The 17,073-nt window shown below is 46.6% G+C and carries 16 protein-coding genes; all 16 read right to left on the bottom strand.

Features of this window, described 5'->3' with window-relative positions; all coding sequences use genetic code 11:
- Positions 1-145: 145 nt before the first annotated feature.
- Positions 146-1,216 (bottom strand): LptF/LptG family permease, encoded by a 1,071-nt coding sequence (locus QI63_RS08655; RefSeq protein ID WP_044015572.1) that lies wholly within the window; start codon positions 1,214-1,216, stop codon positions 146-148.
- Positions 1,213-2,331, bottom strand: coding sequence for an LptF/LptG family permease (locus tag QI63_RS08650; RefSeq protein WP_044015570.1), 1,119 nt, complete (start codon positions 2,329-2,331; stop codon positions 1,213-1,215). Before QI63_RS08650 ends, QI63_RS08655 begins: the two co-directional genes overlap by 4 nt.
- Positions 2,332-2,426: 95 nt before the next feature.
- Entirely contained in the window at positions 2,427-2,882 is a 456-nt protein-coding gene (gene dut / locus QI63_RS08645; protein ID WP_044015568.1) for a dUTP diphosphatase, read from the bottom strand.
- Between the two features lie 23 nt (positions 2,883-2,905).
- Positions 2,906-5,002, bottom strand: a complete 2,097-nt coding sequence (gene pnp / locus QI63_RS08640; protein WP_044015566.1) for a polyribonucleotide nucleotidyltransferase — start codon at positions 5,000-5,002, stop codon at positions 2,906-2,908.
- Positions 5,003-5,163: 161 nt separating this feature from the next.
- Entirely contained in the window at positions 5,164-5,433 is a 270-nt protein-coding gene (rpsO, locus tag QI63_RS08635) for a 30S ribosomal protein S15 (RefSeq protein ID WP_044015564.1), read from the bottom strand.
- A 3-nt stretch (positions 5,434-5,436) separates the two neighbouring features.
- Positions 5,437-6,261, bottom strand: a complete 825-nt coding sequence (locus QI63_RS08630) for an FAD synthetase family protein (RefSeq protein ID WP_044015562.1) — start codon at positions 6,259-6,261, stop codon at positions 5,437-5,439.
- A 65-nt stretch (positions 6,262-6,326) separates the two neighbouring features.
- Positions 6,327-7,355 (bottom strand): tRNA pseudouridine(55) synthase TruB, encoded by a 1,029-nt coding sequence (gene truB, locus QI63_RS08625; RefSeq protein ID WP_044015560.1) that lies wholly within the window; start codon positions 7,353-7,355, stop codon positions 6,327-6,329.
- Positions 7,342-7,719 (bottom strand): 30S ribosome-binding factor RbfA, encoded by a 378-nt coding sequence (gene rbfA / locus QI63_RS08620; RefSeq protein WP_044015558.1) that lies wholly within the window; start codon positions 7,717-7,719, stop codon positions 7,342-7,344. The genes truB and rbfA overlap by 14 nt, the downstream gene beginning before the upstream one ends.
- A complete protein-coding gene (infB, locus tag QI63_RS08615; RefSeq protein WP_044015556.1) occupies positions 7,716-10,445 on the bottom strand; it encodes a translation initiation factor IF-2 in 2,730 nt (909 codons plus the stop codon). The genes rbfA and infB overlap by 4 nt, the downstream gene beginning before the upstream one ends.
- Before the next feature lie 7 nt (positions 10,446-10,452).
- Positions 10,453-11,913 carry a transcription termination factor NusA gene (nusA, locus tag QI63_RS08610; RefSeq protein ID WP_044015554.1) on the bottom strand — a complete coding sequence of 487 codons (1,461 nt, stop codon included), beginning with the start codon at positions 11,911-11,913 and terminating at the stop codon, positions 10,453-10,455.
- 9 nt (positions 11,914-11,922) lie between these two features.
- Complete coding sequence (rimP, locus tag QI63_RS08605; RefSeq protein WP_016522137.1) at positions 11,923-12,372, bottom strand: ribosome maturation factor RimP; 450 nt, start codon at positions 12,370-12,372, stop codon at positions 11,923-11,925.
- A 213-nt stretch (positions 12,373-12,585) separates the two neighbouring features.
- A complete protein-coding gene (locus tag QI63_RS08600; protein WP_044015552.1) occupies positions 12,586-14,043 on the bottom strand; it encodes a HEAT repeat domain-containing protein in 1,458 nt (485 codons plus the stop codon).
- 69 nt (positions 14,044-14,112) lie between these two features.
- Positions 14,113-14,463, bottom strand: a complete 351-nt coding sequence (gene rsfS, locus QI63_RS08595; protein WP_044015550.1) for a ribosome silencing factor — start codon at positions 14,461-14,463, stop codon at positions 14,113-14,115.
- A 12-nt stretch (positions 14,464-14,475) separates the two neighbouring features.
- Complete coding sequence (locus QI63_RS08590) at positions 14,476-15,660, bottom strand: LCP family protein (RefSeq protein ID WP_044015547.1); 1,185 nt, start codon at positions 15,658-15,660, stop codon at positions 14,476-14,478.
- Entirely contained in the window at positions 15,657-16,277 is a 621-nt protein-coding gene (yqeK, locus tag QI63_RS08585) for a bis(5'-nucleosyl)-tetraphosphatase (symmetrical) YqeK (RefSeq protein ID WP_052185530.1), read from the bottom strand. The genes QI63_RS08590 and yqeK overlap by 4 nt, the downstream gene beginning before the upstream one ends.
- Positions 16,270-16,860 (bottom strand): nicotinate (nicotinamide) nucleotide adenylyltransferase, encoded by a 591-nt coding sequence (nadD, locus tag QI63_RS08580; RefSeq protein WP_044015545.1) that lies wholly within the window; start codon positions 16,858-16,860, stop codon positions 16,270-16,272. The genes yqeK and nadD overlap by 8 nt, the downstream gene beginning before the upstream one ends.
- Positions 16,861-17,073: the final 213 nt, after the last annotated feature.

Raw genomic sequence — 17,073 nt, 5'->3', positions numbered from 1 at the left:
AAGCATTAGAAATAGTTTTTCCGATAAAAAGAAAAATGCCCCCTACGACCCCTAAAAAGAAAAATAACGGCTTAGGGTTCTACCCTAAGAACCCGCCGTAATTCTAGGGGTTAGTTCTGGAACGGAAGTTTAGCAGGTATGATTTTTACGTACGCGCTATTTTAAGCATTGCGACGCTCAAGAGCGTGAAAATTAAAAGAGGGAGAAATGCACCGGCAAGCGGAGAAATATATTCCCATTTTGCAGAAACCATGGTCATCATCTCGGTAACATAATAGAGAACTGCAAGGGCTAAACTGAAGAGTAAACTCATCAGCAGGATATTTTTTTTAAACCGGCCGCCGATGGAAACCGAAAAAAATAAAACAATGAATGTCGTAAACGGAAATGAAAAGCGGCGATAATATTGAGAAAGATATTCATGATAGGGCAACCCCATCTTTTTTAGGTTATCGATAAAAACTTTTGCTTGTGCAACAGTCATTTCATCAATAGAGGTAATATTCCGCTGGAAGGTTTCGGGAGGTTCGGAAAAAAGAGTTTCATCGATGGTATCTTGATAGAGGACATCATTGTCGGCAGCAAAGGTGTAAATAGATTTATCAGACACTTCCCAGTGATCGGTTTGCCAATGAGCCGAACTTCCTTTTACAACGGAAGAAATATCTCCCGATTCGGTACGCATGACAATCAGTACATTGCTCAATTCTTTTTGATTATCATCGTAGTAATCGGCAAAATATACAATCTTTCCCGACTCGGATAAAATAACCACATCACTGCTGTTCAAATTCTGTTGAGGTTCCAAGATGGAATTTACCAGCGCAATTTTTTGCCGCTGAAAATGAATTAAGATATGGTCTTCAAAATAAAACATCCCAAGCGATAACAAAAATCCGCACAGTACAAGTGGAGCTACCAATACGGCGAGCGGCATACCGGAGGCAAAAATCGATGTCAGCTCATTTTTTGCATACATATTTCCCATTGTATACGAACTTGCAAACAATACCGAAAGCGGCATTGCAAATGATATACATTTTGGCAAATACAAATACATTACCCGAAGCAGCGTAACAAAGTGTACTTGATTTTGTAAATACTGCGCCAGATTAAGAAAGAGATCGCCGAGCTGCAACAGCAAAATAAAAAATAACAGTGTTAGCACAAAGACGGGGAAAAAAAGTTGCAGCAAATATCGTTGAAGAATTTTCATTTGAATAATTTTTTCCCCAACAGTGCAATAGAGGCGGCAAATACCATAATATTGGGTACCCACATAGCGATAGTCCCATTCCAATCAAGCCGTAAGCAGAGCGTCTGCCCACCCATAAACAGCGCCCAATAAGCGACGGCAATTAAAAGCCCCAACACAAAACCTACACCCTGATTATGTACCTTACCGGCGCTGCTGATGGCAAAGGCAAGCAGCACAAAAAAGAAGGCACCGAAAGGAATGGAAAACTTCTTATGAAATTCCATCCAATACAAATTGAGTATCCGGTTGTCTTCGTTTTGTATTTGTTTTTCCTTTATATCCTTATAGAGGTCAAATGAGGACATTTCGGACGGACCGATTGTATTAAAATAAGAGGACTTAATGCTCTTTGCAAGCACGTTGTAGGTTACTGCGTCGCCGTTTACTGCATCATATTTTTGTTTATCGGAAGGATCTAAAATAAGAAGATGTGGCAGAGCCATTTTAAGCGACATCACGATTGAAGGATCATCGGATTTTTCAATTTCCGCAGTCTGCGTACCGAGTATACGGAATGCTTTATCAGCATTTTTATCGACAATCAAAAGATTATGGATTTTTCCATCCTGTATTAATCCCGTTACAACAACCGCATTACGATTGCGCTTTATGGAATAAGAGGAAAGTTCCAGTGCAGGAGTTGAGGTTGCAATATCCCAATAGACTCGTCTAAAATTGACGGCACTGGCAGGCAGCAATACATCGTTGGTAAAAAAGGAAACTATCGAAACAACTAAACCGACCAGCAGTACCGGCAGCATCAGAAAACGAGGCGAAACGCCAAGCGCATTCATAGAAAGGAATTCCAAATCGCTGACAAACCGGCCAATCCCCATTAATATACCGATTAAGGCGGCAAAGGGAGCAGCATTTGCGATAACTGCAGGCAGCGAATACAGCATCAACAATGCGACATCCTTAAAGGGAGCCTGTTTTGATAAGACATCTTCTGCCAGCAGCAGAATATTATTAACAAAAAAGATAAAGAACAAAAACAAAAAACAGACAAAAAAGTACAGCAGCATTTCTTTTATAATATATAAAAAAAGCAGCCTTTGTCTTATGCCCATCATCTTCTTCTTTTAATCTCCGAAACGCAAAAATGCCGATAACTCCAAATACAGTAGCAGGGGTATTTTTCTTTTTATAACGGCTCCATTGCGTTCAGTTACGCGATTCCGGTGGAGCCGTAGCCGCCGGTGCCCCGTCCTGTTTTTGAAAGTGCATCAGTTTGTACAAAGCTCACCTGAACCGCCTGAGCAACCACGGCTTGTGCAATCCTATCGCCATTTTGTACGGTAAAAGGTTCGCTGCCGAAGTTTACCAACAGCACACACAGCTCTCCGCGGTAATCGGAATCAACCGTACCGGGAGTATTGAGCACCGTAATACCGTATTTTAGCGCAAGCCCCGACCGAGGGCGTACTTGCAGCTCATACCCCACAGGCAATTCAACAAAAAGCCCCGTTGGGATGAGCTTACGCTCCATCGGATTCAGCGTTATCGGTTCCGCCAGGTATGCATATAAGTCCGCTCCTGCGGAACCGGGTGTTTGATATTCAGGCAGCAAGGCTCCTTCCTTGAGTACGGAAAAAACCTTTACTGCCCCATCAGCAATACTCACCGTTTTTTTCCTCAATGAGCGGCTTAACGGTTTTTTTCCTGCTCTTCACAGGCATCGATATACGAAAGATTTAAGCGGCCGAGCTTATCGATTTCCAAAAGCTTGACGGGTACTTTTTGTCCTTCCTGCAGCACATCGGACACTTTTTCGATGCGGCTGCGTGAAAGCTTGGAAATATGACAGAGGCCTTCCTTGCCGGGCAGAATTTCGATAAAGGCGCCAAAATCCTTGATGCACTTAACGGTTCCTTCATAAATTCTGCCCACCTCAGGATCTTCTACGATGCCGATAACCGCAGCTTTGGCGCCGAGCGCGGACGAAGAATCCCGCCCGTAGATGGTAACCGTACCGTCGTTTTCGGTATTGATTGTTACATGGTATTGTTCGGACAGCGCCTTAATAATCTTTCCGCCCGGCCCGATGAGCGCTCCGATCTTATCAACCGGAATCTTGAGTGTTTCAATCCGCGGCGCATACTTAGACACCTGCTCGGAGGGTTTGGAAATAGTCTGATTCATAATGCCGAGAATATGGAGCCGGCCTTTTTTTGCCTGCTCGAGCGCTTTTTGCATAATCTCAGCGGAAACGCCGGCGATTTTAATATCCATCTGGAAGCCGGTAATACCTTCTGCGGTACCGGCAACTTTAAAGTCCATATCGCCGAGGTGGTCTTCTTCGCCCAGAATATCGGAGAGTACCGCAAAGCGGCTTCCGTCGGTAATAAGTCCCATCGCAATACCGGCTACCGGCTTTTTCATCGGAACGCCGGCGTGCAGCAGTGAAAGCGTACCGCCGCACACGGTTGCCATTGACGAAGAACCGTTGGATTCCAGAATTTCGGAAACCACGCGGATGGTATACGGGAACGCTTCTCTGGACGGAATCATTGGCATAAGCGAGCGGTGCGCAAGGTGCCCGTGCCCGATTTCGCGGCGTCCGGTTCCAAGCCGTCCTACTTCACCGACCGAATAGGGCGGGAAGTTATAATGCAGGATAAAATTCTCTCGGCGGTCGCCTTCGATATCATCATAAACTTGTTCGTCAAACACGGTACCGAGCGTAACAACGGCAAGCGACTGTGTTTCCCCGCGGGTAAACACCGCAGAACCGTGCGGACGCGGCAGCACTCCAATCTCGCAGGTGATGGGACGGATATCTTCCAAGCCGCGCCCGTCAACCCGCAAGCCTTTTTCCAGTATGTTTTCGCGCAAAATATGGTATTCCATATCGTCGAATAAAGCGGCAAAGAGCTTCGCCTGTGTTTCATCGGTAAGCTGCTCCGCATATTCTTCGGCGAGCGCCTTTCTGATAACATCGCAGGCTTCGCGGCGCTCTACCTTGCCCTTTGTATATAAGGCTTTAGAAAGTTCGGGGTAAGCCTTTGCGTAAATGGCATCTTTATTTGCAAGCGTTGCGTTAACCGGTGCAAGCGGCAGTTTTTCCTTGCCACACGCCGCGCGGAGCTCATTTTGCAACGCACAGATCGCTTTGATAAATTCATGCGCTTTTTCCAAGGCCTTGAGCATAACCTCTTCCGAAACCTCGTGAGCGCCGCCTTCTACCATCGTAATGCCTTCGGCAGTACCCGCAACAACGATTTCCATATCAGCCTTTTCAATCTGGCTGAAGGTCGGGTTTATTATAAACTCACCGTCGAGGTATGCCACGCGAGCGCCCGCAACCGGCCCGTTAAACGGAATGTCGGAAATAACAACCGCAGCCGAACTTGCAATAACCGCTAAAATATCCGGCGGATTGATCATATCCGAGGAAATACAAGTCGGTACAATTTGAATTTCCCGCCCGAATGCTTTTTCAAACAACGGCCGCATCGGACGATCGATCAGCCGCGAAACTAAAATCTCTTTATCCTTAGGACGGCCTTCACGCTTGATAAAACCGCCCGGTATCTTTCCTGCTGCATAGTATTTTTCATTATAATCGACGGTTACCGGTACATAATCGAGTCCCTCAACTGCCGTAGATGACGCACACACCGTCGCCAACACTGCGGTTCCGCCGAATTGCGCATAAATAGCGCCGTTTGCCTGTTTTGCCAGATGACCTGTCTCTAAAATTAACTCTTCATTTCCGATCTTATACGTTACTCTTTGTCTCATAAGCTTTCCTTCTATTAATTACAATTTCTCAAACTACTTATAAAAAACGGCTACCTACCTGTTCCCGATAGGTAACCGTTTTATGCCGCTTAAAACAATCTAAAGAAAATTACTAAAACGTTCGCTATTAGCAATTTCCGGTACATTAAGCAGCGTGTATCTTACTTGCGCAAGCCTAACTCTTTAATAAGGGCACGGTAGCCTTCGAGGTTGGTACGCTTGTAGTACTTCAGCAAGCGCCGACGCTGTCCTACCAATACCAAAAGCCCCCGCTGGCTGCTCTTATCCTTTTTATTGATTCTGCAGTGCTCGGTGAGCTGTCGGATCCTATCGGTCAACAACGCAATCTGAACTTTGGTATTGCCCGTATCTTTTTCGTTTGCACCGAATTTCATAACAACCGATGCAGTGTGTTCTTTTGTAAGTGCCATTTCTTACTCCTTCCGTATAAATTCCAATTTATGTATTAATGTTTCCGCGGCAAACGGAACCGGCGCTGCGGTCTCTCCGGAAACTTCAAGCAAAGTATCCGTAACTTTCACCTGTACGGGAATAATCACCCCCGACCGTAAATACGCGCAGGCTGAATACTGTCCGCTCTGTGGGAGAATCTGTGTTACAGCCGACTTTTCGATAGACCATACAGTGTTCTCTCTCCGCTGGACTATTTTTTCGACATCTAAGAAAAAAGGATACCCGAGAAGGTCTTTTGCAAGGGTGAAATCAGCTTGTTCAACAGCCTGCCGTATTGCGCTTGAGCTGATACGCACCTGCCGTGCCGAATAAAGCTGTTCAATGGAATCAAAACAAAAGCCCCTTTCACGAGCAAGGCGCTGTAAGTCCCCTACTCCCGTATCGTGGCGATACCCGCAGGTAAAATCACTGCCAACGGCAAGATATTTTATGCAGATAGTTTTTATTAGTATGTCAAAAAAAACAGTACCTTTTATTTTAGCGAAATCAGCGGAAAAGTCAATCAGCACCGTAAAGCTAAATCCTTGCTCGGCAAATTTTTGCAGTCGCATTTCCAGTGTAGAAACATCGCCTGCATAAGTATTTCCCGCCTTAACCGACCGAGGAGACCGGAAAAAAGTGATGATTCCAGCGGGAATGCCCTTATGTCGTGCAGCCTTTAACACCGCCGACAAGATACGCTCGTGCCCGCGGTGAGGCCCGTCAAACCCACCTATCGAAATAGCGGAACCTTGCGGATACAAGTTTTTTCCTTTTATTAAATCATCCCAATAGATAATCTTCATCACTCCAGCCAGCCTATCAGGGCAAACGCCTCAGATTCTTTGTAATATACGCTGCACAAATCAATTTACGCATCTGATGCGTTTACAGTACCCCTGTTAAATACTATTTGATAATGAAACCGGTTACCGTTTTTTATGATCAGACCTACACAACGTTTTTCGTAAAACACCGCGATAGTTCCGCCGTCAGAAAGCGGTTGCGTACCTGTAAACCAGTGCCCGTTGATGGGCTTTCCATTCATAAACGCAGCATAATATTTCTCTTGAAGCACCGCTATTTGAAAATGCATGGCACCGGCGATTTCTTCATTTAAAGGCAGCGCCGCCCGTTTTATCTCTTCTTCGGTAACCGAATACGGTGCACCTTCCGTACTCACTGCAGCGCTTCCGAAAGGCTGCAGCGCCGAAAAACAGGCCGCCTGTTCAAGGGTAAATGGCCCAACTGCCGTTCTGCGGAGCGCATAGACATACGCGGCAGAACCGCATCGATGGGCAATATCCCGCACCAATGAACGGATATACGTTCCCTTGGAGCAGCGCACACACAGCACCGCGCCCAGCACTTTTTGAGCTGCGCCTGCTTCGGATTTTTCGGCATCCGTATCAACTTTCGGTGCATAAAAAATTTCTTCGATATCGATATTATAGATGGTAACGGTTCGAGGCGGTACGGTTACCGTTTCTCCGCGCCGTATTTTATCGGAAAGCCGCTCCCCCGCCTGCTTTACCGCCGAATAAACAGGCGGCACTTGCTCGATGGTTCCGGTCAGCTGCTTGATCGCCGCAACGAAGTCGGCATACACCGGAAGCGGCTTTTCGGCGATGACGGTGCCTTCGGGATCGAGCGTATCGGTTTCCTTCCCGAAATAGAACAGCACGCGATAGGTTTTATCAAAATCCGTGATATACGGTACAAGTTTGGTCAGTTTCCCGGAAAGCAATACAAGTAAACCGTCAGCAAAGCTGTCGAGCGTACCGGTATGCCCCACTTTTTTAGTACCGAGCGCATGTTTTACCTGCCAAAGAGAGGTAAAGCTGGTTATACCGGACGGTTTTGCAAAAGGGATAATAAATTGGGGTTCACTTTTGGGCATTGTTCCCGGAATCCGAGGCGGCTTCTAAGGCTTCAAGTTTTTTCACCATATTAAAGCCCTCTTCGATACTTTCGTCATAGATAAAGGTAAACTGAGGACACTGATGGATATGCAGCTTTTTTGCCAAGCTTGTGCGGATAAATCCCGCCGCGTTTTCCAAACCCCGAACGCCCTGCTTTGTCTTATGCGTATCCATAAAGCTGGAAACATACACCTTTGCGTACGCAAGGTCGCCGGACACTTCTACTCTGTTTATCGAAAGAAAGTTGGAAACGCGCGGATCTTTTATCTTCCCTGAAAAAATCAACTGAGAAATTTCCTCGCGGATTTGCTCCGCGAGTTTATCCAAACGGAACTCACTCATTCAGCTGCTTCTCCGTTACCGGTATGAGCTTCGGGGGCTTCATAATGCTGTGTATCAGTCAGCTTACGGGCAACCTCGACGGTTTCGATAATCTCCAGCTGGTCGCCGACCTTTATATCGTTGAAGTTCTCGAGCGCAATACCGCATTCGTAACCTGCAGCCACTTCCTTGACATCATCCTTAAATCGGCGCAAGGACGCAAGCTTACCGGAGAACACCACAATGCCGTCGCGGATAAGGTGAACCGTACTGCTCCGTTTTACCGTACCTTCAAGTATATATGAACCGGCGATATTGCCAATCTTAGGTACTTTAATGACGCTGCGGATTTCAGCCATACCGATAACGTTCTCTTTAATGTCGGGGCTGAGCATTCCTTCCATAGCCTGCTGAATTTCTTCAACGGCTTTATAGATAACATTATACTTACGAATATCGACCTTTTCCTGTTCGGCAAGCGCCTTTGCCTGCGATGTGGGACGAACATTAAAGCCGATAATGATTGCATTGGAATCCGCTGCAGCGAGCATAACATCGGAGTCATTGATAGCACCGGCAGACGCATGGATAACATTCAAGCGTATTTCTTTTGTAGACAGTTTTTCAAGCGATTGCTTCAAGGCTTCTACCGATCCCTGTACGTCGCCCTTAATAATTACTTTGAGTTCAAGGACTTCACCATCGGTGATCGTTTCATACAGGTTATCGAGCGTTACCTTCTTCACATTACGTGAATCTTCAAACCGCTTGAGTTCTTGCCGTTTTAACGAAATTTGGCGAGCCATGCGTTCGGATTCGGTTACTTGGAAGGGATCGCCCGCATTCGGCATTCCTTCAAGTCCTAAAATCTCTACCGGCATACTCGGCGTTGCTTCGTCGATCTTTTCACCTTTGTCGTTAAAGATAGCACGAACACGTCCGGAATAAACACCTGCGACATAGGGATCGCCCGTTCGGAGGGTTCCACGCTGTACGATAATCGTTGCGACAACGCCGCGTCCGTGATCGATCTTAGATTCAACAACCTTTCCTTCCGCACGGCAGCTATAGTTTGCCTTCAGTTCCAATACTTCCGCTTGTAACAGGATTGCATCGAGCAGGTCATCGATACCTTTTTTCTGCAAGGCTGAAATGGGAACGTATATCGTGTCTCCACCCCATTCTTCGGCAACAAGACCGAGTTCACCGAGGCGGGTTTTTATTTTATCGGGGTTTGCTTCCGGCTTATCGATTTTATTGATTGCAACGATTATCGGAACCTTTGCATCCTTCGCGTGGTTCAGCGCTTCAATCGTCTGAGGCATAACACCGTCATCGGCCGCAACTACCAATACGACAATATCGGTAACCTCGGCGCCGCGCGCGCGCATCATTGTAAATGCTTCGTGGCCGGGCGTATCAAGGAAGGTGATATTTCCCTTGGGGGTAGATACCATATAGGCGCCGATATGCTGGGTAATACCGCCGAACTCATGGGCGGTAACATTGGTACTGCGGATAGCATCAAGCGTCTTGGTTTTACCGTGGTCAACATGTCCCATGATGGTAACAACCGGCGGCCGGGTAAGCAACTCTGCATCTTCATCGTTGACAGTTTCGATAATGGTTTCATCATAGAGGCTGACGATTTTAACATCACACTCATATTCCGAAGCAAGGATGGTTGCAGTATCCGCATCGATGGATTGATTCATCGTTACCATCATGCCCATTTCCATCAATTTACCGATAAGCTCCGATGCTTTGAGGTTCATCTTTCGAGCTAATTCTGCAACGGAAATGGATTCCATCATCTCGATGCTCTTAGGAACGGCGCTTACCTTTTCTTTAGCCTTTTTCTTCTGCTGCAGCAGTTTCTCTTCAAAGAACTCGCTTTCCTGATCCTTTCGTGAATAAGTCTTTTTGCCCTTAAACGCCTTTTTGGTATTCTGCTTATTGGTTTCAAGCGGCATCGGGCTTGACATCGGACGACCGCCGGCACCACCTCTATTCTGTCCGCCTTGGAAACCGGGCTTATTAAAGCCGCCTGTCCGCGGTCTATCCGATGAATAGCCGCCCGGACGTCCTCCGCGGTTGTTCTGATCGCCGCGTCCATCCTGTTGCTGCTGGGTTCGTCCCTGTCCGCCGGTAAAGCCGGGCTTATTATGCCGGTTACCTTGGTTACCGAACCGGTTCATCGGCTTGGATCCACCCGCAAGGTTTCCCGCACGGCGGTCTGGCCGTTTGCTGCTTAAATCCAGTGAACGGATTTGATTCTTATTATCCGATTGCGATTGTGTCTGTTGAGTTTGAGATTGAGTTTCGGTATTTTCTCTCCGCATCGGCTTTTCAGATCGATTCCTATCATAGCGTTCCGTGCGTTCGCCGCTATGCTTTTGTACGCGGCGGTTTTCTTCCCCCTGCGTATAAGCAGAACTTTTTCGTTCCGACGGCTGCGCCGAATGCTCCGGTGTTTTTTTCACCTGAGGGGAAGAATCCGCAGGAGTTGAAGATACAACAGGACGCCGCTTCTGCTCGCCGGCAGGACGATTTCCTGCTGCGCCGGCTGGAGCTGCGTTCGCCGTAGGATGCGCTACCGGTTTCAGTTTACGTTTTATTGTCCGTACCGGTTTCTGTTCTACGGCCTGCTGTACTTGAGGCTGGGCTGCCGCTACCGATGCAGAATCGGGCTTTGCCTTTTTGAGAATAACTTTTTGTTCCTGAGTATTTTCGATACCTTCTGCCATACAACTCCTATTCTTCGTCCTCATATTCAAAACTTAAACCGACACCACAGTTAGGACAGACTGTCATATCGATCGTAATCGGTGCCCCACATTCGGGACATTCGTATACTTCTTCTTCCGCATCCTCAGCAGGTGCAGACATTGTTTGATTTTCAGGCTGGGCTTCCTGTTCCGGTTCCTGATTCTCATTGACGATCTCAAATGATTCGTTGATCAATGCCTCAAGAGTCTTAACTTTTTCTTCCGACATACCGGGAAGCGCACAGAGTTCTTGATGCGAAGTATCCAAGAACTGCTCAACCGTTTCAATATGATTCTCATGCAAGAGCGCTAACACATCAGGGTCAATACCTTCAACCTCGGTCAGTAAAACAGCCTCATCATTAAACAGCTCTTCCGCAGCCTTACGGGTTTCGGCATGGATATCCATCTCTTGGAACTGTTTTTCGGTTTTTACATCGATACTCCAATCTGCCAGCCGGTTGGCCAACCGAACATTCAAGCCCTGCTTTCCAATGGCAATTGAAAGCTGACTTTCCGCGACAACGGCAAGCGCCGTACGCTTTTCCGCATCAAGGATAACAACATCCAATACTTCAGCCGGTGAGAGGGCATTGGCAATAAATACTGCCGGATCGCTCGAATATTCAAGCACATCGATTTTTTCTCCCTCCAACTCGGTAATAATCGTCTGAATACGGGTACCTTTCGGACCGACACAAGCACCGACGGGATCCACATCCTCTCTATGAGAGATAACGGCAACCTTTGTCCGGTAGCCGGGTTCGCGGACGATTTTGTACAATTCAACAATATTATCGTAAATTTCAGGAACTTCAAGTTCCATTAACCGGCGCACAAAATCGGGATCGGTACGAGAAAGGATGAGCTGTACCACATTTGATTGCCGGTGTTTTTTTACTTCTTTTATAAGGGCTTTTATTCTATCGTTCGGATGATATATTTCCTGTGGAAGTTGAAATTTCCGCGGTAAAAGCCCTTCAACTTTTCCGAGATCGACATAAATATTATCGTTTTTCTTCCGTTGATAATAGCCGATGATAATCTCACCCTCTTTCGCCTTATACTCGGAATAAATGCTGTCTTTTTGGATTTCTCTCGTCGATTGATGCACGCGCTGCACACCCGCTTGAATTGAGCCGCGCTTAAAATCCTTAGGATCCAGCTCAAAAAGAAGTTCATCGCCGAGTTCGCAGTCAGGCGCAAGTTTTGTTGCCTCTTCTATATCTACCTCAAGCACAGGGTTCACAACATCATCAACAATCTTTTTACGTGCATAAATGCTTACTGCATCATCACCGGTAATAACTACCGCATTAACATCGGTCTTAAAAGCCGTTTTGTATGCAGCTTTCAATGTTTGTTCAACAATTTTAAATGCAAGATCTTCATCCAGTTCTTTTTCTAACGCGAATTTTCGGACATCTTCAATACTTACCCCAGCCATCACGACTCCTTAGATCTTATTCAATTTCGCTTTTTTTATATCCGCATACCGGATATCCCTTTGCCCGCCGGAAATATTTAAACAGATACCCGTCGAATCCGCAGCCAGCAATTCACCCTCAAGCCAATCGGGGCAGGAAACTTCCAACACCTTTATATTTTCTCCGATAAAGGCTTGAAATTCCGCTGCATTTTTTATTACTCTGTTAAGCCCCGGAGAGCTTACTTCCATTTGAATATCTTGAGAATTGAGCAGAACTTCTGCACGCGATAATAACGCCCGATGTACCTTTGAGCAATCGTCTATCCCGACTCCATTTTTACTGTAGATAACGGCCTTTACCAGCCACATTGTTTTTTGATGAACAATCTGTAAATCAACCAATTTATATCCAAGACCGGTAACCAGTTGTTCATAATCGGTAAAATACGGAACGGTTTCTTTTTGCACATATTCCATTGCATCAACTCCCGTAAACAAAAAAAGAGCCGTTTGAACGACTCCTGCCTAGATTTATAAGGATAATAAAGTTCTATATAGAGAATACCATAAAGAAAAAGTTTATGCAAGCCGTAGATTGCCGCCTATCGATGTCGGCAGCAGGTTCATCGGGGGAGGCTCATGCTGCCAAGATATGCCGTACACCAAGGCAGCAAGAATACCGTTTACCCGTTATTCCAGCAATCGCCGGGCGCGGCGCTGCAGTGCACCTTGTTTTTCGTCTTGCGCGATAGCTTCCACTAAGGCACGGGCATCCGCCGGAGCGTTCGTCTTAAACATATCAAGCCCGATACTCTTGGTTAATACATCATCACTCTGTAAAAAAGCTTTGCAAATTTCTGCCGTTGCAGTATTTTCGATTTTTGCAATTTCCTTACCGAACTCATACCGTAGTTTCTTTTGCTTGTTATCCGTTACGGTTGCCAGCACCACCGTATCCAAATCAGCTGCAAGCGCCGCAGAATTGTGCTTCAACACCGAACTCAGAATAGTAACTCGCAGTTTTTCGCTCTTTTTAGAATCACGGAATGTTTCGGCAAGCCATGTATTGCCTTCTGCCGTATTCAATACCGCCAGCGTTTCTACCGCTGCAAAGCGAACCGCATCCGTCGGGTCATACTTCGCACGGTATAATACATACGGCGCTGCTTCCGCCATCTTTGTCTTTTGTGCGGTTTTTAAGGATTCGAGCCGAACCTTATAATAGCTGTCTTTAAATCCCTGCAAGATGAGCTTTCGGGTTTCATCCGTATCGAAAGAGGCGGCACCCCGTATTGCGGCTTCCCGCAGCTGCGGTTCCGGTTGTTCAAAAAACTCCGCCAGCAGCGGCACAATATCGGGATTCCCCATTTGAGCAAGTCCGGCAATAGCACTGGAACGAACGTAAATATTTTCGTTTTCATCCTGCGCCCGCTCCGATAAAAACGCACGGGTATCTTCGCTGTGCAGCTTTTCGAGCGCAGCCATAATCGTCTGTTTTAAAATAAGTTCCTGCTTTGCATCGTCAATTGTCAAGCTATCAAAATAGTCTGCTAAAAAGGCAGCCTCTTCATCGCTGCCGATTTCGCCTAATACGGAAACCGTTTCCGCACCATACTCCGCCGTATCTTGAGTCAGCATTTTTTGCAGAGCCTCGTTTAAGGCGGGAGTGAGTTCCGGTTTTACCGTTGCAAGGTAAGACAACACCGCCTTTACCAACGTCCGCTGTTGGGCTTCATAGTCTGCCAATACTGCAACCGCAGCTTCCGTCAGTTGAGTGTTTTTATATTTTTGGTATAAACCGAAAAGACCTTCTCGCACGGCAGGACTCTTTGTCTCCATAAACAGGCGGTTAAAATCGTCCTGCATCGTTTCAAAATCACGCTTCTCAACCTTATTGACTACCTCAAGTATTTCCGATTCCAATCCGTACTGCAATGCTTGCCGGGCTTTTTCAATCTCATCAAGCTCTTGTTTTTTCTCTTCCGGTTCTTCCATTCCGCTCTTTTGGGCATCCTGTTCCGCTTGCTGTTTTACTTGCGGTACGGTTTTATCGGCAGTTGTTTTTGATGGAGCTGTATCCGCAGCCGCATACGTCCGTGCCATGAGTACCGACAGTGCGGTCAATATCATAAAAATGAGTTTTTTCATTACAATACTCCTGCAATCATTATCGGAATTCCAAGATTTTATTTTTAAGAAGCGCCGATACTTTATACCTTATGTTAACAGATTAGGGCTGTCATACCACAAGCGTTCAAGGTCGTAGAATTTCCGTGCGGTAGGACTCATTAAATGCACAACGATGGAGCCGAAATCGAGCAGTTTCCATTCGTCGCCATCCGGACTTTTTCTGATAGTCCGGTATTCTTCAATCTGCATTTCTTTCGCCGCTTCCATAATTTTGCCTTCAAGACCGCCGGCCTGTTTACCGCTCGCTATAGTCGCAATCACAAAAAAATCCGTCCAAATATGCGCCTCTCGTAAATCGAGCACTACAACCGATTCCGCTTTAAGATCACGCAAAATAGTTCCAAATGTTAAAGCTGCCTGTTCAAAATTAACTTCCATATATCCTCTCTTCTATTTTTTTTGCCGTACCGAATAACCGTTAAAATCTTTACCGAGTATCAACGTAAAGTCAACATTCGTTTCGCTACCGGAATGATCATCACCGATTTGGGCAGATTCGATATTTTCACAACGGACAACCTGTCCGACAATCTTTGCTACCGCCTCGTTCCCGATTCTATCGATTAAAACCGTATGCTCCACTCCCGTTTGCGCCGCATTTCCAACACGGATAACATCATACCCGAAACTTTGATAGAGCTCGGAGGCGGTTCGTGCAAGTCCGTTAATATCAGTGCCGTTTAAGACTTCCAACGCGTACACCCGCTCCAGCGTTGTACCTTCTTTTGAAGCAAGCGCGGCAAGCGTCTGTCCAATAATTTCCTTTATCTGCTGACCGTCGCGGAACGGAAAGAGTAATTCCTTTGAATCGACGATACGCACGGCGCCCGTTAAACGCTGAGGTACTAACCGCTCCGAATCGATTTTGCAAAGGTATTCCAAAAGCTGTTTTAAATTTCCGCCGGTAACATTGCTGTGCAGCAGCGGGCTGAACACCTTAAACTGTTCTTTTTCGAGCATTTCGGGATGCTCATATAAACTGCGGAGAAAGGCCAATACCGCTTTTTGCTTGCGGGTTACCGCCTCACCTTCGGCATCCGCCTCATCTTCATACAACAAATAGTCGCGAACCTTATCGCCGTCCAACAGTACCGAACCGGAGGGGAGCAAAATCTTTCCATATTGTTCGGAATCGATATCGACGGAAGAAGGAATAAAAACCGAAATACCGCCGAGCAAATCGGTTAAATACATAAAGTCGGTCAGCGAACACACAATATAAAACGGAATGTCAACACCGGTCAGTTTTTCAATTTCTTTCTTATAAACAGCCGCGTCCTTTTCCGTATAAAGCGAGCCGATACCGCCGGTACGTCCAAGTTGAGGCAAAATCAATCCGATATTCGCAGGGATATCGAACATTGCCGCGCGCCGTGTTTGCGAATAGTGTGCAATAACATTCGTAGAAATAGGCACATTGTCGTGTTCGATGATAAACAGCACCTTGAGCACATTATCCTCGGAAAGGGACGTGCTGATAGGGTCAACATTGAGATTCCGTGCCACAATCACCCCCGAAGGAATGAGCATCGCTAAGATGAGCAATAAAAAGATGATGTTTTTTCCCTCTTTCAATTCCTTGCCTCCCGATGGCTTGTTTGCATCCGCCTCTCTTTTAGAAACCGATATGTTTTATACGTACACGCCTGCACTGTTTGTCCTTTTGACTCCACAAAGCCGATAACCTCTTTCAGCACTTCAAGAAAAAGCTCATCGAGCGTCAGCTGCTCAACCTTTTCCCGTAAGTAATCGCAATTTTTCCGGCCGGGTTCGATTTTATCCGCAATATAGATGATCCGCCCCAACGCATCAAACTTGGTAGAAGCGGATGTATGATAGCGTACCGCATTTAAAAGCGATTTTTTATGAATGCCGTAATGCTCCTGCAATAAAACCGCTGCTGCCCGCCCGTGCAGTAACTCGGAATTCGCTGCTTCATCGGGCGTAACAGGCTGCCCGTCTGTCCGTACCGTACGGAGTAGAAAGCCGATGGGCTTTTCTTTGCACATATCGTGGGAAATACCGGCGAGATAACAAAGCCGCTGAAGCCTGTGTCCGTAACCATACCGGCGGGCAAGTTCTTCCGCATAAGAGGCAACCCTGCATGAATGTTCATAGCGGTGATCGGAAAGATTGCGGCGTGCATACCGATCCAATACTGTGATGAGTTTTTCAATACGGATATCATTCATAGAGTTTATGTTCTTTAATATACGAGTATACGCCTGAAGGTACAAGATAGCGCCAGCTCTTTTTTTCTTTTATAGCTGCCCGTATTCCGCTTGAAGACACCGGCAGCAAGGCATTATCTACCCTTAAATGAGGAACCTTGCCCGCAGAAGCGGCTTGTTCCGTCGAATACCGGTCTATAATACGGTTTCCTACTATTATATCGGCATAATCGGGTATGCGCTCTGCTTCACGCCAGCCAGCAAAGCCTTCCAGTAAATCATCGCCGATAATCAGCCCGATTTTTCCTTCACATTGAGGAAATTTTTTCTTTAGGAATTGTAACGTATCGATGGTATACGAAACACCTTGCCGCTGTATCTCGCAGGGTTCACAGTAGAAAGCCGGATTATCGGCGATTGCGAGTTTGACCATTGCGAGTCTGTCCTCGGCGGTGCAGCCGGAGTGTCCGTCTTTAAAGGGTGATAAGAATGCGGGGACAAAGGCTATGGTGTCGTATCCGTAACGGAGAGCAACCGCATCAGCAAGCATCAAATGGCCGATATGAATAGGATTGTAAGATCCGCCCAATACGGCGAGCCTCATTTTTTCCCCTTCCGCTTGCGGCTTAAACTCACCGTTGCGCCGAAACCTTCCTGCTGCACATACACAGGATCTTCCAGCTCTGCATGCATAAAGTTATTGTCTGCCGCAGCCGGTACGATAGTCTTTTGCATACCGCCGACGGCATTAAAATGATTGCTTCCTGCAGCACTATCGTTAAAACCGCCGCCGGCAGCGCTATCGAAATCGAACACA

This window comes from Treponema sp. OMZ 838 (genome assembly GCF_000775995.1).
GTDB lineage: Bacteria > Spirochaetota > Spirochaetia > Treponematales > Treponemataceae > Treponema.
This window is presented reverse-complemented; position numbering and strand designations above follow the sequence as displayed.